This window comes from Flavobacterium degerlachei, from assembly GCF_900106645.1.
In the GTDB taxonomy this organism is placed as follows: Bacteria; Bacteroidota; Bacteroidia; order Flavobacteriales; family Flavobacteriaceae; genus Flavobacterium; species Flavobacterium degerlachei.
On sequence record NZ_FNMV01000011.1, the window covers coordinates 1 to 21,554 of the forward strand.

Annotated in this window: 25 protein-coding genes and 1 riboswitch; of the genes, 14 read left to right on the top strand and 11 right to left on the bottom strand. The window is 33.2% G+C overall.

Annotation, left to right across the window (positions count from 1 at the left end):
• Positions 1–154: 154 nt before the first annotated feature.
• The 6 genes from BLV91_RS11675 to BLV91_RS11700 all read right to left on the bottom strand — a co-directional run bounded on the left by BLV91_RS11675 (position 155) and on the right by BLV91_RS11700 (position 3,959).
• Positions 155–673, bottom strand: a complete 519-nt coding sequence (locus BLV91_RS11675) for a hypothetical protein (protein WP_091433481.1) — start codon at positions 671–673, stop codon at positions 155–157.
• 270 nt (positions 674–943) lie between these two features.
• Entirely contained in the window at positions 944–1,135 is a 192-nt protein-coding gene (locus BLV91_RS11680) for a hypothetical protein (protein WP_091433484.1), read from the bottom strand.
• A 717-nt stretch (positions 1,136–1,852) separates the two neighbouring features.
• Complete coding sequence (locus BLV91_RS11685) at positions 1,853–2,386, bottom strand: DUF4252 domain-containing protein (protein WP_091433486.1); 534 nt, start codon at positions 2,384–2,386, stop codon at positions 1,853–1,855.
• 64 nt (positions 2,387–2,450) lie between these two features.
• Positions 2,451–2,981: a DUF4252 domain-containing protein gene (locus BLV91_RS11690; protein WP_091433488.1), complete on the bottom strand. Its 531-nt coding sequence runs from the start codon at positions 2,979–2,981 to the stop codon at positions 2,451–2,453.
• A 35-nt stretch (positions 2,982–3,016) separates the two neighbouring features.
• Positions 3,017–3,463 (bottom strand): hypothetical protein, encoded by a 447-nt coding sequence (locus BLV91_RS11695; RefSeq protein ID WP_091433491.1) that lies wholly within the window; start codon positions 3,461–3,463, stop codon positions 3,017–3,019.
• Positions 3,444–3,959 carry an RNA polymerase sigma factor gene (locus BLV91_RS11700; RefSeq protein ID WP_091433494.1) on the bottom strand — a complete coding sequence of 172 codons (516 nt, stop codon included), beginning with the start codon at positions 3,957–3,959 and terminating at the stop codon, positions 3,444–3,446. Before BLV91_RS11700 ends, BLV91_RS11695 begins: the two co-directional genes overlap by 20 nt.
• Before the next feature lie 125 nt (positions 3,960–4,084).
• On the opposite strand from BLV91_RS11700, the gene BLV91_RS11705 reads away from it, so the two are divergent.
• Both BLV91_RS11705 and BLV91_RS11710 read left to right on the top strand, forming a co-directional pair.
• On the top strand, positions 4,085–5,530 hold the full coding sequence (locus BLV91_RS11705) for a S41 family peptidase (protein ID WP_091433497.1): 1,446 nt from the start codon (positions 4,085–4,087) through the stop codon (positions 5,528–5,530).
• 74 nt (positions 5,531–5,604) lie between these two features.
• Positions 5,605–6,222 carry an N-acetylmuramoyl-L-alanine amidase family protein gene (locus BLV91_RS11710; RefSeq protein ID WP_091433499.1) on the top strand — a complete coding sequence of 206 codons (618 nt, stop codon included), beginning with the start codon at positions 5,605–5,607 and terminating at the stop codon, positions 6,220–6,222.
• Between the two features lie 73 nt (positions 6,223–6,295).
• Here BLV91_RS11710 and BLV91_RS11715 read toward each other — a convergent pair whose 3' ends face one another.
• Positions 6,296–7,372, bottom strand: coding sequence for a YncE family protein (locus BLV91_RS11715; RefSeq protein ID WP_091433502.1), 1,077 nt, complete (start codon positions 7,370–7,372; stop codon positions 6,296–6,298).
• 4 nt (positions 7,373–7,376) lie between these two features.
• Positions 7,377–9,203, bottom strand: coding sequence for a TonB-dependent receptor plug domain-containing protein (locus tag BLV91_RS11720; protein ID WP_091433722.1), 1,827 nt, complete (start codon positions 9,201–9,203; stop codon positions 7,377–7,379).
• A gap of 31 nt (positions 9,204–9,234) precedes the next feature.
• A riboswitch (cobalamin riboswitch) is annotated at positions 9,235–9,432 on the bottom strand.
• Between the two features lie 340 nt (positions 9,433–9,772).
• Here BLV91_RS11720 and BLV91_RS11725 point away from each other — a divergent pair.
• The 3 genes from BLV91_RS11725 to BLV91_RS11735 are packed head-to-tail and all read left to right on the top strand — an operon-like array spanning position 9,773 to position 12,724.
• Positions 9,773–10,909 carry an ABC transporter substrate-binding protein gene (locus BLV91_RS11725; protein ID WP_091433504.1) on the top strand — a complete coding sequence of 379 codons (1,137 nt, stop codon included), beginning with the start codon at positions 9,773–9,775 and terminating at the stop codon, positions 10,907–10,909.
• A gap of 1 nt (position 10,910) precedes the next feature.
• On the top strand, positions 10,911–11,942 hold the full coding sequence (locus BLV91_RS11730; RefSeq protein WP_091433507.1) for a FecCD family ABC transporter permease: 1,032 nt from the start codon (positions 10,911–10,913) through the stop codon (positions 11,940–11,942).
• The gene (locus BLV91_RS11735) at positions 11,942–12,724 is read left to right on the top strand and encodes an ABC transporter ATP-binding protein (protein WP_091433727.1); all 783 of its coding nucleotides are present in this window, start codon (positions 11,942–11,944) and stop codon (positions 12,722–12,724) included. The genes BLV91_RS11730 and BLV91_RS11735 overlap by 1 nt, the downstream gene beginning before the upstream one ends.
• An 87-nt stretch (positions 12,725–12,811) precedes the next feature.
• On the opposite strand, the gene BLV91_RS11740 is transcribed toward BLV91_RS11735, so the two are convergent.
• Positions 12,812–13,273, bottom strand: a complete 462-nt coding sequence (locus BLV91_RS11740) for a tRNA (cytidine(34)-2'-O)-methyltransferase (RefSeq protein ID WP_091433509.1) — start codon at positions 13,271–13,273, stop codon at positions 12,812–12,814.
• A gap of 27 nt (positions 13,274–13,300) precedes the next feature.
• Positions 13,301–13,876 carry a pseudouridine synthase gene (locus tag BLV91_RS11745; RefSeq protein WP_091433512.1) on the bottom strand — a complete coding sequence of 192 codons (576 nt, stop codon included), beginning with the start codon at positions 13,874–13,876 and terminating at the stop codon, positions 13,301–13,303.
• Between the two features lie 154 nt (positions 13,877–14,030).
• On the opposite strand from BLV91_RS11745, the gene BLV91_RS11750 reads away from it, so the two are divergent.
• The 5 genes from BLV91_RS11750 to BLV91_RS11770 all read left to right on the top strand — a co-directional run bounded on the left by BLV91_RS11750 (position 14,031) and on the right by BLV91_RS11770 (position 17,497).
• Positions 14,031–14,384 carry a hypothetical protein gene (locus BLV91_RS11750; RefSeq protein ID WP_091433514.1) on the top strand — a complete coding sequence of 118 codons (354 nt, stop codon included), beginning with the start codon at positions 14,031–14,033 and terminating at the stop codon, positions 14,382–14,384.
• A gap of 129 nt (positions 14,385–14,513) precedes the next feature.
• The gene (rmuC, locus tag BLV91_RS11755; RefSeq protein WP_091433519.1) at positions 14,514–15,884 is read left to right on the top strand and encodes a DNA recombination protein RmuC; all 1,371 of its coding nucleotides are present in this window, start codon (positions 14,514–14,516) and stop codon (positions 15,882–15,884) included.
• Between the two features lie 7 nt (positions 15,885–15,891).
• Positions 15,892–16,257, top strand: a complete 366-nt coding sequence (locus BLV91_RS11760; protein ID WP_091433525.1) for a 6-phosphogluconate dehydrogenase — start codon at positions 15,892–15,894, stop codon at positions 16,255–16,257.
• Positions 16,258–16,259: 2 nt separating this feature from the next.
• Complete coding sequence (locus BLV91_RS11765; protein ID WP_091433529.1) at positions 16,260–16,808, top strand: acyl-CoA thioesterase; 549 nt, start codon at positions 16,260–16,262, stop codon at positions 16,806–16,808.
• Between the two features lie 149 nt (positions 16,809–16,957).
• Positions 16,958–17,497: a YceI family protein gene (locus tag BLV91_RS11770; protein WP_091433532.1), complete on the top strand. Its 540-nt coding sequence runs from the start codon at positions 16,958–16,960 to the stop codon at positions 17,495–17,497.
• Between the two features lie 2 nt (positions 17,498–17,499).
• Here the strand turns inward: BLV91_RS11770 and BLV91_RS11775 are convergent, their stop codons facing one another.
• Positions 17,500–18,414, bottom strand: coding sequence for a TIGR01777 family oxidoreductase (locus BLV91_RS11775; protein WP_091433535.1), 915 nt, complete (start codon positions 18,412–18,414; stop codon positions 17,500–17,502).
• 121 nt (positions 18,415–18,535) lie between these two features.
• On the opposite strand from BLV91_RS11775, the gene BLV91_RS11780 reads away from it, so the two are divergent.
• The 4 genes from BLV91_RS11780 to BLV91_RS11795 all read left to right on the top strand — a co-directional run bounded on the left by BLV91_RS11780 (position 18,536) and on the right by BLV91_RS11795 (position 21,542).
• Positions 18,536–19,195, top strand: a complete 660-nt coding sequence (locus BLV91_RS11780; protein ID WP_091433537.1) for a TetR family transcriptional regulator C-terminal domain-containing protein — start codon at positions 18,536–18,538, stop codon at positions 19,193–19,195.
• Positions 19,195–20,505 carry an ABC1 kinase family protein gene (locus tag BLV91_RS11785; protein WP_091433541.1) on the top strand — a complete coding sequence of 437 codons (1,311 nt, stop codon included), beginning with the start codon at positions 19,195–19,197 and terminating at the stop codon, positions 20,503–20,505. Before BLV91_RS11780 ends, BLV91_RS11785 begins: the two co-directional genes overlap by 1 nt.
• Positions 20,506–20,784 carry a TIGR03643 family protein gene (locus BLV91_RS11790; protein WP_091433545.1) on the top strand — a complete coding sequence of 93 codons (279 nt, stop codon included), beginning with the start codon at positions 20,506–20,508 and terminating at the stop codon, positions 20,782–20,784. It abuts the gene before it with no gap.
• Positions 20,785–20,858: 74 nt separating this feature from the next.
• Entirely contained in the window at positions 20,859–21,542 is a 684-nt protein-coding gene (locus tag BLV91_RS11795; RefSeq protein WP_091433548.1) for an SDR family NAD(P)-dependent oxidoreductase, read from the top strand.
• Positions 21,543–21,554: the final 12 nt, after the last annotated feature.

The following is a 21,554-nucleotide window of genomic DNA, read 5'->3' on the forward strand; positions in this document are numbered from 1 at the left end:
GGAAGTAAGTTCGAAATATTCAACAATAATTTCTGGCAATAATAACTTGATCAGTTCGCTGTAGGAATCTTGCATTGAGATATATTTTATAAATGCAAAAGTCGTTATTTATATATTTCCCCACAACATTTAGACTTGATCCACAATAATATTTTTACATTTTATCAACGACTTCGTATATCTGCTTATCAATTGCTCGTTTAACATCAATAAAGAAAGTCTTATCCTTTTCCTTTTCTAACAATATCGTTAACTTCTCAAAGCTTCTGCCATTTTGAAATCGAACAGCTTTAATTCTTTTAGCAAGCTTCATTAAATCAGTTCCATATAAATCAAACCGACTTATACCTTTACAATTAAATTTGCTCCATGACTTTAGAGTGATTTTTGTACCATCTTCAAATAGTACAGTTAAATCATCTTTTTCCAAACAAATACCAATCCCGACAGATTCAACAATTATCCCATTGTATGCAAAAACACCATTTTGAATTTCAAAAGATGGCTTCACAACAAAACCCACTTTTTTACTTTCAAGACTTAAAAGACTTTCGTTAGTATAAATAGATTCTTTGTCTGTCATTATGTCCCTGTGAAAAAAAACCTTGACATTATCTTGTCCAAATGCATTTAAGCCTATAAATAGAATTATAACCACTACTATTTTTCTCATTTATTGTTTTTAAGTAAATAATTTAGCACTCTTGTCAAGCCAAGAACTACTGTTTGTCTTTGTTTTTTGCATATTCATTTTATAATGAAAGTAATAAAATCAATACAGATTTTACAATTTCGACTTTTAGCGCAATCCAAAAATCTAATATAGGTTATTTAGACAGTTATTTTGGTAACATCTCTGTTAACTCGCTGTTAATTACCTCATCACCGCCTTGAAATTTACACCCCTCTGTTATTATCACTATTTGGTTAAAAATAACATTACTCAAACCATAACTAAATTAGCAATTGCAGTCAGATGTTTAGTTCTATACTCTGTCTTCTTAAAAATTGCGATGAAAGGCACTACAAACAATCTAGCAGCTTCCCGTACAAACGATATAACCGAGTTAATGTGTTTTGAGGTATTCCTAGCCGCATCACTGCACATACATTCAGTCACAATATCCGTTTTCATGGAGTTTAACCAATAAGTTTGTTGATTTAAACATGCTTAAATACTTAAAGCAATAAACTACTTTAAACCGCTAGCTTAGCTAATTAAACAAAAAAAAGAGCAACCATTACAGTTACTCTTCATATTAATTTAGTATCGCTTTATTATTTAATCGAATTTCAATCCTTTTCTATTAAAGTTACATTACAATCGGTTAAATCAAAACAATTGTTCTTAATAATTTAGTAATGATCTACTCCTATTAAAAATTATTGTGGTTTCTTAAAACAAATATTAGAATAAAAATCCCCAATAAACATAAGGTAAAAACAAAAAATCCACCTATATAGAAAAACATTTTGTTATTTCTATTTTCTTCTCTTATCAAGCCGTTGCTTCTGTACTCAGTCATAATATTATTTCCTTACTTTTAAACAATTCCAATCTGGTTCAATATACCAAACCTATCGCTATACAAAGTAACACATTGCACGCCAGCAACACAATACCTACTTTTAGTGATATTTCATTTATTTTTTCTTTAATCAGTTGCTTATATTATTTATTTTTAAATGACTTTTGCTGCTCTAAATTTCTTCTTTTACGCAAGTACAACTTCGAAATAAGATCATATAAAAGCAATACGGTCGTTATCGATCAAAAAGTAATAAACAGTTCCTCTAACTAAAAAAGCGCCTCGATAGACTACCGAGACGCTTAAATAATAAGACAACTAATTTATTTCATCAATTGCTGAAGTGGTTTTAACTGTTCCAAATCTATTTTAGATTCTTTTAAAACTGACAGCATTGTCATAATGTTTGTGGGATTCATATCTTTTCCTAAAACTCGAACTACCGCAAAGCCCATTTCTTTTCTGTTTGCAAATAAAACGAACTCCTCAATATGATCGTCAGATCCAACATAGCTTATGGAGGCACTTTCCTTTCCAGAGCCAAATTTCATCAACTGTTGGTACTTAGGGTCTTTTAGAATAGCATCGATTTTGGCACGTTCAATTTCAAACTGCCCCTTATTCTGATCATCAAGCTTAAAAGCTAAAACATTCATTTTGTCAAAAGATTTCAAAGCGTCATTTTGCTTTACTGACAATTTTGTTTCATCGACATTCAAAATACTCGGTGACACATCCACTGCAATGAAATTCTTGTTTTCTGTATTTTCAACAAAGTACTTTTGCAAAGTAGGCTCCGAATTACAGCTCATTAGAAACAATGACAAAAATAATGAGATACTATAAATTGCTTTCATATTACATAATATTTAAATTTGGCAATAGGTTTCATCCTGATTTCACAATCTGACAAATACCTTTTTATTTTTTTCCTTTTGTAGCTTTCTTCAATTCATCACCACCTGGAATTCTCATTTTATCAGTTAGAATCGAAATTTCATTCAAATCAAAGTTACCAGTCAAGGACATTAAAACCGTTTCGTTAGATCTACTTCCGCCCTCAATGAACATCAAAAGTTCTTTTATTTGAGAATCAGTCGCTCCTGACTTCACTAATATTTTAATATTTTTACCACTGTCATTAACACGCATTAGCTCTTCAAGTCCAGCTGTTTTTACGTACTTTTCAGCAGCAGATTTCATTTCGCCCGTAGCTCTTGAACTGCTGGTGGTAAAAACTTTTAGATTATCTAATTTTTTTATCAAATTCATATATTGCTGCGTTTCTTTATCTGATGCGTCAACTTTTACCTTGCTCATCAAATCAAACATCTTTCTATTGACTACTATAGAAGTCACATCATCTTGACCGTCAAACTTGTCAAAGGCAGACTGAGCAAAAAATGGAGTTGCTACTAAAGCTATTACTAGTGTGATTATAAATTTTTTCATTTTATTCTTTTTTTATTATTTGTTATTGTTCTTTGTTATTGTTCTTTGAAAATTAAATTTTTCGACTTTTTGTATTCCTTAATATATATTACACTTTCTATGCCAGTATTTACGTGATTTGACAACATCGCTAAAGCCTTTTGTGTTTCTACTAAAGCTACCTCAGGATTGTCATAGGTACCCAAACCAGTATTGATAGCTTTATCATTATAATTGACATAGCTTACGACACCAATTAAAACTGCAACTGAAGCCGCGATAGACAACCACCACACTTGACTTGTCTTAGATTTTTTGGGCTTTATCTCTTTCATTTTTTGGGCTGCTGCAACAGAAAAATAACCAAACATACGCTGGTATTGCTTTAAATGTGGTAAAACATCTGCCGAAGAAAAATAGTCACGTAGCTCATTTTCTTCTGAAATATTGGTTTCACCATTGAAGTATTTTTCTAATAGTATTTCAATATTTTTCAATTCCATAATTTTCAATTTTTGTCATACACTCTCGTATCGTTTTCCTTGCTCTTGATAGCGCCACCCGAATTGCCGTTTCATTCATCTCCATAATTTCGGCAATTTCTGAAAATTCATATTGTTCGATATCTCGCATCTGGATAATTAAGCGTTGTTGTTCAGGCAATTGATTTATTATCTTTTCTACCCAACTGAGACTATCTCCATCCTCCATTTTTTTAACTAAACTGTCTGCAGTATCCGTAAAATTATCGTCTACCATTTTGAGATTCTGTACCCTTTTAGACTTTAGCTGATCTAAACAATAATTTTTAGTCATTGTCATCGCAACAGCTTCAATACTATTAAATCCAGCCAAGCTTTCATTTTTACTCCACAATTTAACTAAAACTTCTTGAGTTGCGTCTTCTGCTTCCTCTGTGCTTATAAGCAAACGCTTGGCCAAGCGAAATACTTTGTCTTTGAATGGTAAGGTCAATTGCAGAAACTCTATTTGATTCATAAATCAAGAAATTGTTAGTTCGGCTTATAATATCAAGACGAAAGAAAGTTAATTTTGTTACAAAATATACAAAATAAAACTAAAGTTACTACTTTTACGTACCTATATCTATTGAAACCTACTATATGAAGACCAATTTTAAATTTACAGTTCTATTACTTTTAGCCATTTTCTCTTTCCAAGGTTGCCAAGACATGGATGATACTGCGGCACCGCTAAGTCTGGAAGTCCATGATTTTATCTGGAAAGGATTAAATCAATACTATTTATGGCAGGCAGATGTACCTAACTTATCTGACGATCGTTTTGCTTCCCAAAACGAACTGAACGTATTTCTAAGAACCTATCCCACTCCTGAGGAACTGTTTGATGCCTTGAGAGTAGACAAATCAATTGATCGTTTTAGCTGGATTGTTTCTGATTATTTAGAATTAGAACAAGCCCTTGGAGGAATTTCAAAAAATCAGGGGGCCGAATTTGGCTTAGTTTACAAACCAGGAAGCACTACCGATATTTTTGGATATGTTCGCTACGTCTTACCTAACTCAGATGCATCGATAAAAGACATTCAAAGAGGGACTATTTTTTATGGTGTTAATGGAACGCAACTTACTGTAAACAATTATCAATCTTTATTAGCACCAGATAATTACACTTTAAATTTAGCCGATTATAATGGAGGAGCCATAACGCCAAATGGAAAATCAGTTTCATTGAGCAAAACAATTTTGGCTGAAAACCCAATTTTAATAAATAAGGTCATTACTACTGGAGAGCACAAAATTGGCTACCTAATGTACAATGGCTTTTACGCTGAATATGACACACAATTAAACGATGCTTTTGGTACACTTAAATCACAAGGAGTTACAGACCTAGTACTTGACCTGCGTTACAATTCAGGTGGTTCGGTACTTACCGCAACCCGATTAGCGAGTATGATTACAGGACAATACACAGGACAAGTTTTTGCGAAGCAAAAATGGAATGATAAAATAAATGAATATTTTGAATCCTCTGATCCCGAAGCGCTAAAAAACAACTTTACAGATAAAATAGGAAGTACAGCAATTAACAGCCTGAAATTATCTAAAATTTATATCCTAACTACTAAAAGTTCTGCTTCAGCAAGTGAACTTGTCATAAATGGTTTGAAGCCCTATATGGATGTTGTTCAGATTGGAGACGTTACTACTGGAAAAAATGTAGGATCAATTACTTTATATGACTCTCCCACCTTTGGAAAAGACAACAGAAATCCTAACCATCGCTACGCTATGCAGCCTATCGTTTTAAAAATAGTAAATGCTGCCGGTTTTGGAGATTACTTTAATGGCCTAACTCCTACTCACCAGTTAAAAGAAAACATAGGGAATTTAGATGTTCTTGGGAATTCCACAGAACCTCTGTTAAGTACTGCAATTGGAAAAATTACAGGAACAGGAAAAATGATCAAACAAAGTCCTGAAAAAGATTTCAACTACTTTAAAGATGGAAAATCTATGAATGGTATTCAAAACCAAATGTATATTGAGAAAGTGCCTGAAGGAATCTTAAAAGCCCTAGACTAATCAAAAAGACACAATAAACTATAGTATGATACGTTATCATTAACCAGCCTCAAATTTTAACAAACATAGAACCTATGAAAAATTCAGTTAAGTTATTTTTGCTTGTGATTACTTTGACTTGTTTTGCGTTTATCAGTCCTGAAAAATCAGAACCAAAACTGATTAATGTAGTTATTGATGCCGGTCACCGTGGAGAAGATTTTAGCGCCACTCAGGATGAAATTACTGAAAAAGAAATTGTAGAACAGCTTATTTCTAAAATTAAGACTTTCAACAAAAATAAAAATATCGTAATTCATTATACCAGATCAACAGACAAGTTTATTCCATTTAAAGACAGAACTGATTTTATAAATACAATCAAACCAGATTTGGTTTTATCGCTACATGTTAACGCAAGTCCAAACAGTAACAAATCTGGGATGGAGTTCTATGTTTCTAAAGAGTCAAATTTTTATGAAAAGTCAAACCTTATAGCAGAAAACTTTCAGACCAGCTTCTTAAATTCGAATTATAAAGTCGCGGAAATAAAGAATGCAGATTTTTATATTTTAAAAGAATCAGAAGTTCCAGCTGTAATAATGGAACTTGGGTATTTAACCAATGAAGCTGACAAAAAGAGTCTTGCTAATAACAACGAGCAGAATCAAATAGCAAAAAAAATCATAGAATGTATTTCTGAATTAAAGTAATACCATCTCCATAACAAAAAAAGGGCTTTCATCACTGAAAGCCCTTTTTTAGGTTTATTATATAATGAGTATTTTATTCATTAAAATAGAATCCTGCGGGAATAACTCCTACAGTATATTCTTTATTTAATGTCCCTGTCGATGAATACACATATACTTTTCCGTTTGAACTATAATCTACAGCATCGCCAACATAGATTGAGTTATTCTTTACTGCAAAACTATATACCCCATAAACACCTTGAGCTGTTGTGCTGAAAAGTGCTGTTGTAGGCAAAGTTGTTCCATCAACATTCACTTTAAAAATATCTGAACCAACAGTATAATAAATACTATTACTTTCAATATCTAAATTAGAAGGATGTGTAGCAGCAGCAAAGTCAATAGTACTGCTTACTGTATTATTAGCTAAGTTAATTTTTACCAATTTTCCAGCAGTTTCTAAAGGTGCATATACAGGCTTACCACCGCATACAACATATAAGCTTCCATTACTTACTTCTAATGAGTTTGGTACATCACCTACTTCAATCGTTGCCGCAACCGTATTAGAATCTGTATTAATTACTGAAAGAGTTTTACCGTATCCATAACCTCCTTGGTGCGCTACATAAACCTTGTTGTTGTATTCTAAGATTCGTTCAGGCCCTTCAACTACAGGAATTTTACTGCTAACTACATAGGTAGACAAATTAATAACTGCGACATAGTCATCTGTAGCGCTCCCTCCATTACCCCAGTTCGTTACGTAGCCTTTTCCATTTGCAAAGGCAATGTATCTAGGATTACTTAAACCGCTATCAATTGTAGCAACGTGTACCATCGTATAACGGTTGATGACTTCAATTTTATTCGAATAATTTAAAACTACAAATGCAAAATCATTGTACAAACCAACATCCTGACCGGTATCTCCCAAAGTTAATGTAGGATTAACCACTGAAAAAATATTATTTTGAAAGCTAACATAATCATTTGAAACGAAAGACAAAGATGCATCTCCATGCCCAAAGCCACCTTGATTTAAAATTAACACACCATTATCATAAGCACCAAGTGGAGTTTCTATTTTATCATCCTCATCATTACTACATGATGCAAAGAAAAATGGGCTTAACAAAGCCAAGAGTACAACTTTTTTGAAATTCATTTTATTATAGTTTAAAAATTAAATTAATGGAATAATTCCTCCCTGGCATAGGCCTTGAGACAACACTTTGGTACTTTTCGTTTAAAACATTCAATACTTGAAAACCAGCTTTAAACATGTTATTTTCACCAAACTCATAGTTAAAACCTAGATTGGTTACCGAATAATCTTTAAGTTCATAAAAATTATCGGTCGAGGTAAACACCTTGCCATTGTACAGGAACTGACAAAAAAATGATGCACTTTTATATGAATAAGACATAGTTGATGTCAATTTATGAAAAGGCACATAAATCAGTTGCAAATTAGTTTCTTCATTCTCAGAAACAGTATATGCATAATTGTTACTCCATATAATAGCGTGATTCCCTATTTTTTTATCAAAAGTAAAATTGGATTCTAATCCATAAGTAGTTACTTTCTTAGTGTTTTCTGGTTGCCATATTCCTGAAGAGTTTGGTTTCCAACTAATCAAATCATTAATTTTGTTTAAAAAAGCAGTAGCAGAAAAACGAATTGTTTTAAAACCAATTTCTTGACCTAGCTCGTACTGATATGCGTTTTCAGGTCTTAAGTTAGGATTGCCTCCTTGTTGCCAATACAAATCATTGAAAGATGGAATTCTGAAATTACGAGACGCATTTACTTTTACAGTATATTTTTTTGTCGCTTCATATTTAGCGCCAACAGAATACAAGAACGGACTATCGTAAGTATTGGTTATTTCTTTTCGCAAACTCAACTGGTATTCTAACTTCTCCAGTAGCTGATGGTTCATTAATAATACACCCGAAGTTACCTGACGCTTTTTTGATAATAAATCAGAACCGTCAGCAGTTGTTTGTGTAAAATCTATGATAGAATTCAGGTTTATTCTTGAATTGATATTATAGGATAAATCATGCTTGACAATAAACGTTTCCGCTTTCCCATTTGTAAAAAACGACTCCTCTTTATCTTCAAAGTATTTATATTTTTCAGTTAAAAAAGCCACTTTAACTTTAGATACAAAGGAACCATAAAAGCCATCCCATTCTACTAAATTTCGTGTATTCAAATCTAAGTATTTGCTTTTAGAAGGCGCAGTTAGTGTTCCCGAAAAATGTCTTTCTCCATCAAAGAACTGACTGTATAATTTTATAATATTCTTTGAATCGAAACGATAGCCAACATTCAAGCTATAACTGGAATTTTCATATTGTCCGTTTTCATTTTTTTTAGTCGTCCCTAAATAGTCGTAATCATTATCCGAGCTATTTCTTGAAAGACTAAACTGACTACTCCATTTATCATTTGATGCTACCAATTTATAATGGGCGCCAAAAGTATTGAAACTACCGTATTGCAATTTTACTTCATTGGAAAAAGTGTCTTTAAAATCTAGTTCATTATTCAGATGAATACTCCCACCAATAGCACTTGTTCCATAAATAGCACTTCCTCCTCCAGCACGAACAACAATCGAATTAAAATCCTGCGTGGTTATGGTATTAAAATCAGTTTGTCCTAAAAGCTGAGAATTGATATTTATTCCGTTCCAGATTACCGCTGTTTGCTGCGCAGTAGTTCCTCTAAAAGAAGGCGAAGAAACCATCCCAAGCCCGTTTTCTTTAAAATAAATAACGGTGTTATAATTTAACAGCGAAGTTAGTGATGCTTGATTTTTAGAAATAATCGAATCATTGAGTTGTTGAACCGATTGTGTACTAGAGAATTTTTTCAGTTGTGAGTCTGAAATTTTTACTTCTTGCAATGAAATAGTATCCTGTTGCGCCGAAATAAATTGGCACAAAAACAAAAAAGAAGATAAAAACAGTTTATTTATAGTCATAATTCCTGAACCTTTTTTCCCGAAAGTTCGATATTCGTTAAGAAAAAAGGCAGGTCTCCTGGCTTGCGTCTTGTTGTTTACCTTCTCATCCGCCGCGGCGAACAATGGTTTGTAGATAACAACAAGCTTGATAGCTTACAGTTGCGGGAACAGCTTAGGTTTTGAACCTAATTCCCTTTTAATGTGATTTAAAAATAATGAAATCACAACCTCAATTCGGCGGCAAAGATAGAATAATTGCCAAGATATTCTTAAAAAATAGAATAAAATCAACTTAGATGAAAAATTTACCGATTTTAAAAATACATAATTAACTATTAATCAATTTATTAAAACACTTACTTATCCTTATCTTTCTTTTTAGTAAGCTTCATTATAAGCCAAGCAAAACCAACTACGAAATGCAATATAATAATCCCAGCAACAACATAAATAAAAGTATTAGAATTGTCTCTCATGATTCCTTTTTTTATAAAATTACTTTTTTAATATTGAAAAAAATGTATCAAATAGCACACAAGATTATTTTTATTAAAACAAAACAATACTTTTGTAAAAAAATTAGATTTATGAAATTCGTTAAAAACACACTATTCCTCCTTCTAATTTCTTTGCTTTTTATCCAATGTAAAAAAGAAACCAATCACGAGTCAATATCTGGGGTAAAAAATGAAATCCAGTACGCGAAAGGATTCGAAATCTATAAGTATTCTGGCTATTCCATCGTAAAAATCACCAATCCTTGGCCCGAGGCCAAAGAAAGTTTTAGCTATGTTTTGAAACAAAAAAACGCAATCATTCCGGACAGTTTGATGCATTTTACTACAATTGAAATTCCTATAAAATCCATTGTTGTTACCTCAACAACACATATTCCCTCTTTGGAAATGTTAGGCGTCGAAAACACTTTAGTTGGCTTCCCGAATACTGATTATATTTCATCAGAGAAAACCAGAAAAAGAATTGATGCGGGAAAAGTGAGAGAGGTTGGAAAAAATGAAAACCTCAACACCGAAGTGTTAATAGACATGCAAGCTGACGTGATTGTTGGCTTCGGTTTAAACAACAGTAATCCCTCATTAGACAACTTACAAAAAAGCGGTTTAAAAGTTATTTTTAACGGCGATTGGACAGAGCAATCTCCTCTTGGAAAAGCAGAATGGATTAAATTTTTCGGCGCTTTGTACGGATTAGATTCCAAGGCAAGCTCCATTTTTTCTGAAATAGAAAAAGAATACAAAACAACTTTGGCTTTAGCCAAAAAGACAACTAAAAAACCTACTGTACTCAGCGGAGCCATGTTTCAAGATCAATGGTATGTCCCTCAAGGCGAAAGTTGGGCTTCGTTATTTCTAAAAGATGCACAGGCTGATTATTTATGGGCTGACACTAAAGGAACTGGTGGATTATCGCTTCCTTTTGAAGTCGTATTAGAGAAAGCACAAAAAGCTGATTTTTGGATTGCCCCTGGTGATTTTTCGTCTCTGAAAGAAATGAGCGATAGCAACCCACATTATGCGCAATTTGATTCGTTTAAAAATAAAAAAGTATATTCGTATGCCTTAAACAAAGGCGCAAAAGGAGGGATTTTATATTTTGAGTGGTCTCCTACCCGTCCCGACTGGGTCTTGAAAGATTTGATAAAAATATTTCACCCCGAGTTACTACCAAATCACAAACTTTTTTTCTTTCAGAAATTAGAATAAATTGAATCAAACCAATCGAAATACCGCTCTTTTCCTAATCCTAACCATTGGAGTAGTTTGCCTGTTTATAATCAACATCAGTTTAGGATCTGTTTCTATTCCCATAAAAGAAGTCTTTCACAGCCTTTTTGGCGGTACTTCCACCAAAGAAACTTGGCAATACATTATCATAAACTACAGATTACCCAAAGCAATTGCTGCAGTTTTAGTAGGAATGGGGCTTTCAATTAGCGGTTTATTAATGCAAACTTTATTTAGAAACCCACTGGCAGGTCCTTATGTTTTAGGACTGAGTTCAGGAGCCAGTTTAGGCGTAGCAATGGTAATTCTTGGAGCAGCATTTCTTCCTGAATCAGTGGCTTCCATTTTACTTTCGTCTTATGGCGTCGTTTTAGCTTCCAGTTTAGGTAGTTTTTTAGTTTTAATGGCTGTATTAGTTGTCTCCTACCGATTACGCGATACCATGGCTATCCTAATTGTCGGGCTTATGTTTGGCAGCTTGACAAGTGCTATTGTGGGAACTTTAAGCTATTTCAGTACGGCAGAACAACTACAAAAGTTCACCTTTTGGTCCTTAGGAAATTTAGGAAATCTATCCTGGACATCGATACTCATTTTATTTATCTGTGTACTGATTGGTCTGCTTTTGAGTTTATTCAGCATAAAACCTTTGAACGCCTTGCTTCTGGGAGAGAATTATGCACGTAGTCTGGGTCTAAACTATAAAAGATCGCAGCTAATCATCATCTTTGCCACCAGTGTACTGGCAGGAAGTATTACTGCTTTTGCAGGACCAATTGCCTTTATTGGTCTAGCGGTTCCCCATATCGCTAAACTAGTTTTCCAGACCAGTAATCACACTATTCTATTTTGGAGCACCTTACTTTTTGGAGCCTGCATCATGTTAATATGTGATAGTATATCACAAGTTCCCGGTGGCGATATTACATTACCTATCAATGCCGTAACTTCCATTTTTGGAGCGCCAATAGTTATTTGGTTGTTAATTCGAAAAAAGAAAATGATTGGATAATGGAAAATAAAATCATCTTAAAGACCTCAAATATTAGCATTGGTTATTCTCATAAAAAGGAACAAACTAGTATTGCTGCGAATATTAATTTATCCTTAGAAAAAGGAAAACTCATTTCCTTGATTGGTGCCAATGGTATTGGAAAATCAACTTTATTGCGAACCATTACTGGAATTCAAAAGCCATTGCAAGGAGATGTATTTCTGAATGCTAAAAAAATCACTGATTTCGAGCCATTAGAGCTAGCCCAAAACTTAAGTGTCGTTTTAACCGAAAAATTGCCCCCAAGTAATCTGACCGTTTTTGAACTCATCGCTTTAGGGAGACAGCCCTATACAAATTGGATTGGAAAATTAACAGACTTGGATATTACAAAAGTTAATGAGGCCATGGAGCTGACACAAATTAGTCATTTGACAGCAAAAAAACATTATGAAATCAGTGATGGGCAATTGCAAAAAGTCTTAATTGCTCGTGCTTTGGCTCAGGACACACCGCTTATTATTTTAGACGAGCCCACTACCCATTTGGATTTACTACACAAAGTAGCGCTGTTTAAACTTTTGAAAAAACTGACTCAAGAAACACAAAAATGCATTCTTTTTTCGACACATGACATCGATATGGCCATTCAGCTTAGTGACGAAATGATCATTATGACGCCAGAAAATGTTGTTCAGGACGAACCTTGCAATTTCATTTCTAAAGGCAGTTTCAATACATTATTCAAAGACGAACATATTGTTTTTGATAGCCAAAAAGGGAAATTTATTATAACCTAATCCTTATTTTCAGGAGCTATTTCCTGCTATCCGTTATATCTTTTGTTTTTTAAAGAAAAAAACAAAAGGATGCCACTGCTATCAGGGCTAGTCATGACCTTGAATCATCAACTGTCTTTTAGCTTCACCAATAACAAATGCCACCGAATTAGCTATATTGAAACTGCGAATGTTTGCTGACATCGGAATTTTTAAATGATTCGCAAATTGAGCCAAGACCTCTTCACTCAATCCCTTACTTTCCTTACCAAAAACAAGCCAGTCTCCATCTTGAAATTCAATTTCTAAATATGACTTTTCAGCATGAGAGCTCATCAGGAATACCCTTGATTTATCGGTAATTTGAGTAGTCCATTCGGCCACATTATGATATTCCGTAACATCAAGATGAACCCAATAATCCAATCCAGAACGTTTCAGATTTTTATCATTAATCACAAACCCAAAAGGATGTACTAAATGCAAACGACTTTCAGTTCCTACGCACAATCTTCCTATATTCCCTGTGTTATTAGGTATTTCTGGTTCTACTAAAACAATGTTTAACATTAGTAATATGTTTAATCGGTTATTTGTTTAATCGTTTAATTGAAAATCACTCACTTCAATCACTTCCCCTGATTGTAAGTTATCAAGATGCACGTTTCCTATTCGCACACGAACCAATCGTAAGGTAGGGAAACCTACTGCCGCTGTCATTTTCCTGACTTGGCGAAATTTACCCTCATTGACTGTAATCGACGCCCAAGAAGTTGGTCCATGCCGTTCATCTCGAATCTTTTTTCCTCTTAGTCCAAAGTTAGGTGTTTCTTCAATTAGAAAAGCTTCACAGCGTTTGGTTATGTACTTAGTACCATTAAAACCTATTTCAACGCCCATTTTCATTTTATCAATGGCGCCTTGAGTCATAACACCGTCAACTTGCACATAATATTCTTTGTCGACTTTTTTAGAACGAATAATCTCGCTCATTTTTCCATCTGTGGTTAACAACAATAAACCTTCCGAGTCTTCATCCAGACGTCCTATCGCCATCGTTCCTTTGGGAAAATTGTGCAATTCGCCTAGTAGTTTCTTTTTTCTTTTCAATTCATAAATAAATTGACTTAAATAACCATAGGGTTTGTGGAGGATGAAATGATAGTGAGCCATTAGTAATGTTCAAATGATATTGGGATGCAAATATAGCGTTGTTTTATCAGCATCAAACAGCAATAAGCTACATTTCACTCCTCTAAAAGCTATGTTAAATAATATACACGATTCATTTAAAATCAGTAATATTATACAATAGAAAAAATAAAACATGATGGATAATAAAGAAAAACAAAATGTAAATGAAGGCTTTAGCGGAACAAATATGGACCCAAAATCCAATTCTCCAAAATCAATTCTTGTTGACGAAATAGAAATTGATGCTGAGGGTAATAAAAAAACCGTACAAAGAGCAAGAAATTTAGAGGGCACTGATACCTCAACTGACGAAGGAAAAACTTCCAATGAAAATAAAAGTTCAAACCGTGGAGTTGAAACAGAAGAGGAAACCATGAAAACTATTGAAAATGAAGACCTCAACTCAGATATCACTGCAAACAGATATCCAACATCACATCCTGATAATCACAAAAATAGAGGGAATATGGAATTAGATGAAGAATAAAGCCTATTCAGTAAATTGTAAAGCCAATAATAACAATCGTTTTTATTGGCTTTTTTTATTTTACTTTTAATAAATTGAGCACTAAGATGTATAATTACTTACTTTTACTATTCACAAAGAAATCCTTTCATGTCAAACATGCTTCCGTTTTTATTCCTATTTATTATTGCACTAACCATTGGAGTTTTCATTGGTAAACTTATATTTTCGGCTCGGTTTCAGTCGGATAAAATTAGTTTGGAAGAAAAATTAATTGCATTAAATTCTCAGTTCAATCAACTTAAAGAACAATTTTTGAATGATAAATTAATTTTCGAAAAACAATTGCAATCAAATAATTTAGAGAAAGAAACCATTCGAAATGAAAAAGACAGCTTAGCGATTCAGCTTTCAAAAAAAGAAGTTGATTTTGAGAATCTTTGGGAGCGCAACAAAGAGCAGAAAAACGAAGTAGAAAAGCTTCAGGAAAAATTCACCAAAGAATTCGAAAATTTAGCAAATAAGATATTAGATGAAAAATCTAATAAATTTACTGAACAGAACAAAGAAAATATGAAAAGTATCTTGACTCCTTTGCAAGATAAGATTCATTTATTCGAAAAGAAAGTCGAAGACACCCACAAAGAGAGTATTGATTATCATGCGGCTTTGCGCCAACAGATTCTAGGATTACGCGAAATGAATATCCAGATGAGTAAGGAAACCATCAACCTAACCAAAGCATTAAAAGGAGACAGTAAGATGCAGGGGAATTGGGGTGAACTCGTTCTAGAACGCGTATTAGAAAAATCAGGACTGGAAAAAGGTCGTGAATATGAAGTGCAGCAAGCTTTTACTACTGAGGAAGGAAGTCGTGTTTTCCCTGATGTGGTTATCAATTTGCCTGATGGCAAAAAAATGATCGTTGATTCAAAAGTATCTTTGACTGCTTATGAAAAATACATTAATGAGGAAGAGGACGATTTAAAAAGCGCATATTTAAAAGAACATGTCAATTCTATAAAGCGTCACGTAGAACAACTGGGAAATAAAAATTACCAAGATTTATACCAGATAGAGAGCCCTGATTTTGTATTGCTTTTTATCCCTATCGAACCAGCATTTGCCATGGCTTTAAATGAAGACACTTCATTATACAACAAAGCATTCGAAAAAAACATAGTAATTGTAACTCCTGCTACTTTATTAGCTACTTTACGTACTATTGACAGCATGTGGGCGAATCAAAAACAACAAGAAAATGCCTTTGAAATAGCGCGCCAAGCAGGTGCTTTGTATGATAAATTCGAAGGTTTCGTTTCTGATTTGATAAAAATAGGAAAGAAAATAGACGAAAGCAAAACAGAATATAGTGCCGCCATGAATAAACTTGTGGATGGAAAAGGCAATTTAATCACAAGCGTTGAAAAGTTAAAAAAAATGGGAGCCAAAGCCAAAAAATCGCTTCCCGAAAACATATTATCTAGAGCTGAAAAAGACGAAAACCAACTATTAAATTAAAAGTACGATGAAAAAATTTTTAGGAATCCTAGTGGCTGTTATCATACTATCTATAACATTCTATTTTACTTTTGTATATTATGCTACGTATAGCGAAGGTGTTCGATCTGGACATTTAATAAAATTTAGTAATAAAGGAATGGCATTCAAAACATGGGAAGGCGAATTGAGCCAAGGAATGTCAGGATCACAAATTTTTGCTTTTTCTGTATTAGATAAGGACAAGCTAGTAATTTCAAATTTGAAAGAGTTAGAAGGCCAATATGTAAAAGTATCCTATATAGAACGCTACAAGACATTTCCTTGGTGGGGTGATACTAAATATTACCTAATTGCTGTAAAAAAAGAAAACTCACCATTTCAAAAAAATTAAATATGAATTCAATATATAAAACAGTTGCCTCCTCAAACATTACTATTTCAGAACTAATGTTGCCCTCACACACCAACTTTAGTGGTAAAATCCATGGTGGATATATTCTTTCCTTACTGGATCAGATTGCTTTTGCTTGTGCTTCAAAATTTTCAGGGAATTATTGTGTTACCGCGTCTGTTGACACTGTTGACTTTCTAAGACCTATTGAAGTAGGTGAATTGGTCACTATGAAAGCCAGCGTAAATTACGTAGGGAACAGTTCTATGATTATTGGTATTCGTGTGGAATCTGAAAATATCCAAACCGGTAAAATAAACCATTGCAACTCCTCTTATTTCACTATGGTCTCTAAAGATAAAGATGGAAAAAAGGCAAGAGTACCAGGTCTTATATTGTCTGATTTAGAAGAAGTGCGCCGCTTTTGTAATTGCATAAAACAAATTTCACTCAAAAAAGAAAAAGACCGTCACGAAGAAAACTTTAATTACAGCTCAATAGAAACCTTAGACAGCTTGAGAAAGTACAATGTACTAGTTCAAATAAGCTAATTAAGTCACATTAAATTAAAAATATTCGTTTTAGGCAAAATGCTTGAAGCGAATATTATTTTGTTCCTATTTTTCATATAAAACCCCTTGAATACAGGCCTTTTTTGAAATATTTTTCGTAATTTTAAGTAGAAAAATTTCAATTACACATGAAAAAAATTCTACTCCTTTTTTTACTGATTCTTTCAAGCGCAATTGATGCACAAGAAAAAATGATGACCACAGATGGTGTTATTGTTTTTGAAGCGTCTATTCCTTTTTTTGAAGCTGTCGAAGCAAAAAATGAAGCGGTTAACTGTATTTTAAAAACTAAAAAAGGAGCTATTACATTTGTGACATACATTAAGTCTTTCCGCTTTAAACGCGCTCTGATGGAAGAGCACTTCAATGAAAATTATCTAGAAAGTAATCGATATCCTAAGGCGACCTTTAAAGGAATAATTGAAAAATTTGATTTAAAAGATTTAGGAGCAGTCTCAAAGGAATACTATATTAAAGGAAGAATGACAATTCATGGAAAGTCAAAAAACATTAGGGTAATTGCTAAAATTAAAAAAGTAAACAAAGGAATAGAACTTAAATCAATCTTCTCTTTGAACACTGATGATTTTGATATCGAAATCCCATTTATTGTGAGAAGTAAAATATCAAAAAAAGTACTAGTTAGTGTTTATTCAAACTTACAGTAATGTTATTTTTCCAAGCAAATTTTGAGTGTTTCCTCTAAATTTTTATGCTTAAATTTCAAACCGATACTTTCTATTTTTTCCGAAGAGACTCTTCTTCCTGTAAGTATTAATTTCCCCATTTCTCCCAATACAATTCTAATCAGAAAAGCAGGTATATTAGGAAGCCAAATAGAATATCCATAAACTTTAGCCAAAGTCTTAGAAAAGGTAGCATTGGTGGTATTATCATTGATTGCCGCATTATAAGCTCCATTCATATTTGGATTCTTTAGAGCCTCAAGGTATATTGCACATAAATCATCAACATAAATCCAAGGCATATACTGCTTACCTGAACCTAATGCCGACCCAAGTCGCAGTTTAAAAATAGGAGTTAGTTTATTCAGGAAACCATCATTCTTGCCTAATACCAGACCAGTACGGACTTTTACCGTGCGTATTCCCAATTGACCAAATTTGTCAGCCGCAGCTTCCCACTTTTGACAAACCATTCCCAAAAAATCATTCGCTGCTGCTGTCTTTTCTGTACAAATTGCCTGTCCATTTACCGCTCCGTAAATCCCAATTGCGGAAGCAGAAATAAAAGCGTCCAATTTCTTGTCGTGCTTCTCTATCACATTAAATAGTAATTGGGCAGATTGCTCCCGACTTTTCATAATAACTTCTTTTCGTTCTTTACTCCATCTTTTTCCGGCAATATTAGCACCAGCGAGATGTATAATAAAGTCTGCTTTCAATACGGCATCTTCTTCGATGGTTTGATTTTGAACATCCCAAGTATAATAAAAAATATTAGCCGTATTAACTCTTTTACTTCTACTCAAAATAGAAATTGTATAACCACTATCTAGCAACAAACTGCTTAAGTTTTTCCCCACAAAACCAGAACCTCCAGTTATTAAAACATTTTTTTTCATGATAGTTAATTTAGATCATTTTGAATAATTTAACAAAGATACAAATAAATTTTGTTTAACATTATGACTATTTCGTTAAACATTAACTATCTTTATACCCTAATATAAAAAATACAAAGAAATGGCACCTAAGAAAAATAAAATTACCAAGGAAAATATAGTTTCAATGTATATGAACTATACATTGGAAAACGGTGAAAAACCGAAATCAGTATACCTGTTTGCAAAATTAAACGATTTTACAGAAGCGGAGTTTTATACTTTCTTTGGAACACTTGAAAGTATTGAGAAAGAAATATACAAGATGTTTTTTGAAAAAACAGTAGAATTACTTCATAAGGACAATGACTACCCTGAGTATGATATGAAAACTAAATTACTTAGCTTTTACTTTACATTCTTTGAATTACTAACTGCCAATAGGAGTTATGTTACAATGAGTTTGAAAGAACACAGCAATCAGTTAAAGAATTTAATGCAGCTTTCTGGTTTGAGAAATAACTTTAAAAAATACATTGGAGAGATCTTAACTGATGACTATCGCATCAAGCAAGAGAAAGCTCAGGAATTACAAGAAAAAGCAATTCAAGAAAGTGCCTGGGTACAATTTTTATTTACTCTTAAATTTTGGATAGACGATGAATCCCCCGCTTTTGAAAAAACAGACATCTATATTGAGAAATCAGTAAAGTTAAGTTTTGAATTAATGAATATGGCTCCAATAGATAGTTTAATAGATTTTGGAAAATTTATTTTCAAAGAAAAAACACAAAAAAAATAATGAAAACGATAGATCATATTCCAACAACTAAAATTGAAAGAGCTTCCAAACTAGTGACTACGGGAGCAAAAATTGGCGTGAATTATTTGAAGTATTACGGTGAAAAAATTGTCAATTCTGATTTGACACGTGATAAATTAAATGAAGACAATGCTGAAGATATTTACGACGGCTTAAAGAAACTTAAAGGAAGTGCCTTGAAAGTCGCTCAAATGCTGAGTATGGACAAGAATTTTTTGCCTCAGGCGTACGTGGAGAAATTCTCTTTGTCGCAGTTCTCAGTTCCACCTCTTTCTTCTCCTTTGGTTCTAAAAACATTTAAAGCCAACTTCGGAAAAACACCTTATGAAATATTTGATGAATTTAATGCCAATTCTGTAAACGCAGCCAGCATTGGTCAAGTACATCTGGCGGTAAAAGACAATAAAAAACTGGCGGTAAAAATCCAGTATCCTGGTGTTGCAAATAGCATTTCATCTGACCTTGCTATGGTAAAGCCTATCGCCATCAGAATGTTTAACCTTCAAGGAAAAGACTCTGATAAATATTTTAAAGAAGTCGAAGACAAATTAATTGAAGAAACTGATTATTTGCTTGAACTGAAACAAAGTGTCGAAGTAGTCGCAGCCTGCAAACAAATAGAAAATTTGACTTTTCCAGAGTACTATCCTGAGTATTCATCTTCAAAAATCATTACGATGGATTGGATGACGGGCATTCATCTTTCAGAATTTACACAAATTAATTCAGATCAGGAAACAGCTGACAAAATTGGTCAGGCGTTATGGGACTTTTATATGTATCAAATCCATGTTCTTAAAAAAGTGCATGCTGATCCGCATCCCGGAAACTTTATGGTCAATAAAGAAAACAAATTGATTGCAATCGACTTTGGTTGCATGAAAAAAATTCCCAATGACTTTTACAATCCTTATTTTGAATTGATTGACGAAAATGTAATTAACGATCCCAAAATATTTAATGCGAAATTATTTGAATTAGAAATTCTTCGTACTGATGACTCAAAAGAAGAAATTAGCTACTTCACAGAAATGTTTTATGATTTACTTTCGCTCTTTACAAAACCATTTCAAGAAGAATCCTTTGATTTTTCAGATGAAACTTTTTTTGAAAACATAGCCAAATTAGGAGAGCGTTTTTCAAAAGATAGTAATCTGAGAAAAATGAATGGCAACCGAGGTTCAAAGCATTTCATCTATATGAACAGAACCTTTTTTGGACTGTACAATCTAATGTTTGATTTGAAAGCAAAAATTGTCGTAAATCAATATAAAAAATACCTTTCCTAAATGAAAAATGAACTTTCAGATATAGAGAAAGACCGGATTATAGAAATGGCTTGGGAAGATAGAACCACATTCGAAGCCATAGCATTACAATTTGGTTTGAAAGAACAAGAAGTTATTGACCTTATGCGCATTGAAATGAAACCATCGAGTTTTAGAATGTGGCGCGCACGAGTTCAGGGACGAAAAACAAAACATGAGAAATTACGAGATTTTAAAGAAGGAAGATTTAAATGCACAATGCAAAGACAAATCAACAACAATAAAATTTCGAAAAGATAAATTAACAACCTTAACCACCTTAAGTATAATTTAGTTATTAGATTAATTATACTCAATTGGTAAACTTATTTTAAATGAAAAACATAGTAATCATTGGCGGAAGCAAAGGAATCGGAAATGCTATTTTATTACAGCAATTAGAAACTAATCTCGTGCATAACATCAGTAGGAACCCACCAGAGGTTTCTCATGCTAATCTAACCCATTATTCATTGGATGTTTTACAAAATGATCTTCCCGATATAGAACATATCGACACTTTAATTTACTGTCCGGGTTCTATCAATTTAAAACCCATTGGAAGTTTGAGTATTGAAGATTTCAGAAAAGATTTTGAAATCAATGTTATTGGCGCGGTTAAAACGATTCAGAAATATTTACCCGTTATAAAAAAAGGAACTGATCCTTCGATTGTCCTATTTAGTACCGTTGCCGTAAAACTGGGAATGCCTTTTCATGCCAGTATTGCCACAGCAAAAGCAGGTATCGAAGGATTGGTAAAATCGTTGGGGGCAGAATTAGCATCGGTAGTACGCATCAATGCTATTGCTCCCACGATTACTGAAACTTCACTATCGGCAGGGATTTTAAGAAATGATCGAATGAAAGAAAATATGGTGGAACGTCACCCAATGAAAAATTATCTAAAACCAGAGGAAGTAGCAAATATGGCTGATTTCCTGATTTCAGAAAAAGCCAAATCCATATCAGGTCAAGTTTTTGAGATGGATTATGGAATCGTCACATTTAAAATGTAATTAAAATCAAGT

Excerpts from the sequence above, each read along its gene's own strand:
- BLV91_RS11700 (WP_091433494.1), bottom strand. The coding sequence starts at position 3,959 with ATGAATCAAATAGAGTTTCTGCAATTGACCTTACCATTCAAAGACAAA.
- BLV91_RS11680 (WP_091433484.1), bottom strand. The coding sequence starts at position 1,135 with ATGAAAACGGATATTGTGACTGAATGTATGTGCAGTGATGCGGCTAGG.
- BLV91_RS11685 (WP_091433486.1), bottom strand. The coding sequence starts at position 2,386 with ATGAAAGCAATTTATAGTATCTCATTATTTTTGTCATTGTTTCTAATG.
- BLV91_RS11720 (WP_091433722.1), bottom strand. The coding sequence starts at position 9,203 with ATGACTATAAATAAACTGTTTTTATCTTCTTTTTTGTTTTTGTGCCAA.
- BLV91_RS11760 (WP_091433525.1), top strand. The coding sequence starts at position 15,892 with ATGAAAAAATTTTTAGGAATCCTAGTGGCTGTTATCATACTATCTATA.
- BLV91_RS11715 (WP_091433502.1), bottom strand. The coding sequence starts at position 7,372 with ATGAATTTCAAAAAAGTTGTACTCTTGGCTTTGTTAAGCCCATTTTTC.
- BLV91_RS11710 (WP_091433499.1), top strand. The coding sequence starts at position 5,605 with ATGAAAAATTCAGTTAAGTTATTTTTGCTTGTGATTACTTTGACTTGT.
- BLV91_RS11735 (WP_091433727.1), top strand. The coding sequence starts at position 11,942 with ATGGAAAATAAAATCATCTTAAAGACCTCAAATATTAGCATTGGTTAT.
- BLV91_RS11795 (WP_091433548.1), top strand. The coding sequence starts at position 20,859 with ATGAAAAACATAGTAATCATTGGCGGAAGCAAAGGAATCGGAAATGCT.
- BLV91_RS11765 (WP_091433529.1), top strand. The coding sequence starts at position 16,260 with ATGAATTCAATATATAAAACAGTTGCCTCCTCAAACATTACTATTTCA.
- BLV91_RS11690 (WP_091433488.1), bottom strand. The coding sequence starts at position 2,981 with ATGAAAAAATTTATAATCACACTAGTAATAGCTTTAGTAGCAACTCCA.
- BLV91_RS11790 (WP_091433545.1), top strand. The coding sequence starts at position 20,506 with ATGAAAAATGAACTTTCAGATATAGAGAAAGACCGGATTATAGAAATG.
- BLV91_RS11725 (WP_091433504.1), top strand. The coding sequence starts at position 9,773 with ATGAAATTCGTTAAAAACACACTATTCCTCCTTCTAATTTCTTTGCTT.
- BLV91_RS11740 (WP_091433509.1), bottom strand. The coding sequence starts at position 13,273 with ATGTTAAACATTGTTTTAGTAGAACCAGAAATACCTAATAACACAGGG.
- BLV91_RS11750 (WP_091433514.1), top strand. The coding sequence starts at position 14,031 with ATGATGGATAATAAAGAAAAACAAAATGTAAATGAAGGCTTTAGCGGA.
- BLV91_RS11675 (WP_091433481.1), bottom strand. The coding sequence starts at position 673 with ATGAGAAAAATAGTAGTGGTTATAATTCTATTTATAGGCTTAAATGCA.
- BLV91_RS11780 (WP_091433537.1), top strand. The coding sequence starts at position 18,536 with ATGGCACCTAAGAAAAATAAAATTACCAAGGAAAATATAGTTTCAATG.
- BLV91_RS11695 (WP_091433491.1), bottom strand. The coding sequence starts at position 3,463 with ATGGAATTGAAAAATATTGAAATACTATTAGAAAAATACTTCAATGGT.
- BLV91_RS11770 (WP_091433532.1), top strand. The coding sequence starts at position 16,958 with ATGAAAAAAATTCTACTCCTTTTTTTACTGATTCTTTCAAGCGCAATT.
- BLV91_RS11775 (WP_091433535.1), bottom strand. The coding sequence starts at position 18,414 with ATGAAAAAAAATGTTTTAATAACTGGAGGTTCTGGTTTTGTGGGGAAA.
- BLV91_RS11705 (WP_091433497.1), top strand. The coding sequence starts at position 4,085 with ATGAAGACCAATTTTAAATTTACAGTTCTATTACTTTTAGCCATTTTC.
- BLV91_RS11785 (WP_091433541.1), top strand. The coding sequence starts at position 19,195 with ATGAAAACGATAGATCATATTCCAACAACTAAAATTGAAAGAGCTTCC.
- BLV91_RS11745 (WP_091433512.1), bottom strand. The coding sequence starts at position 13,876 with ATGGCTCACTATCATTTCATCCTCCACAAACCCTATGGTTATTTAAGT.
- rmuC (WP_091433519.1), top strand. The coding sequence starts at position 14,514 with ATGTCAAACATGCTTCCGTTTTTATTCCTATTTATTATTGCACTAACC.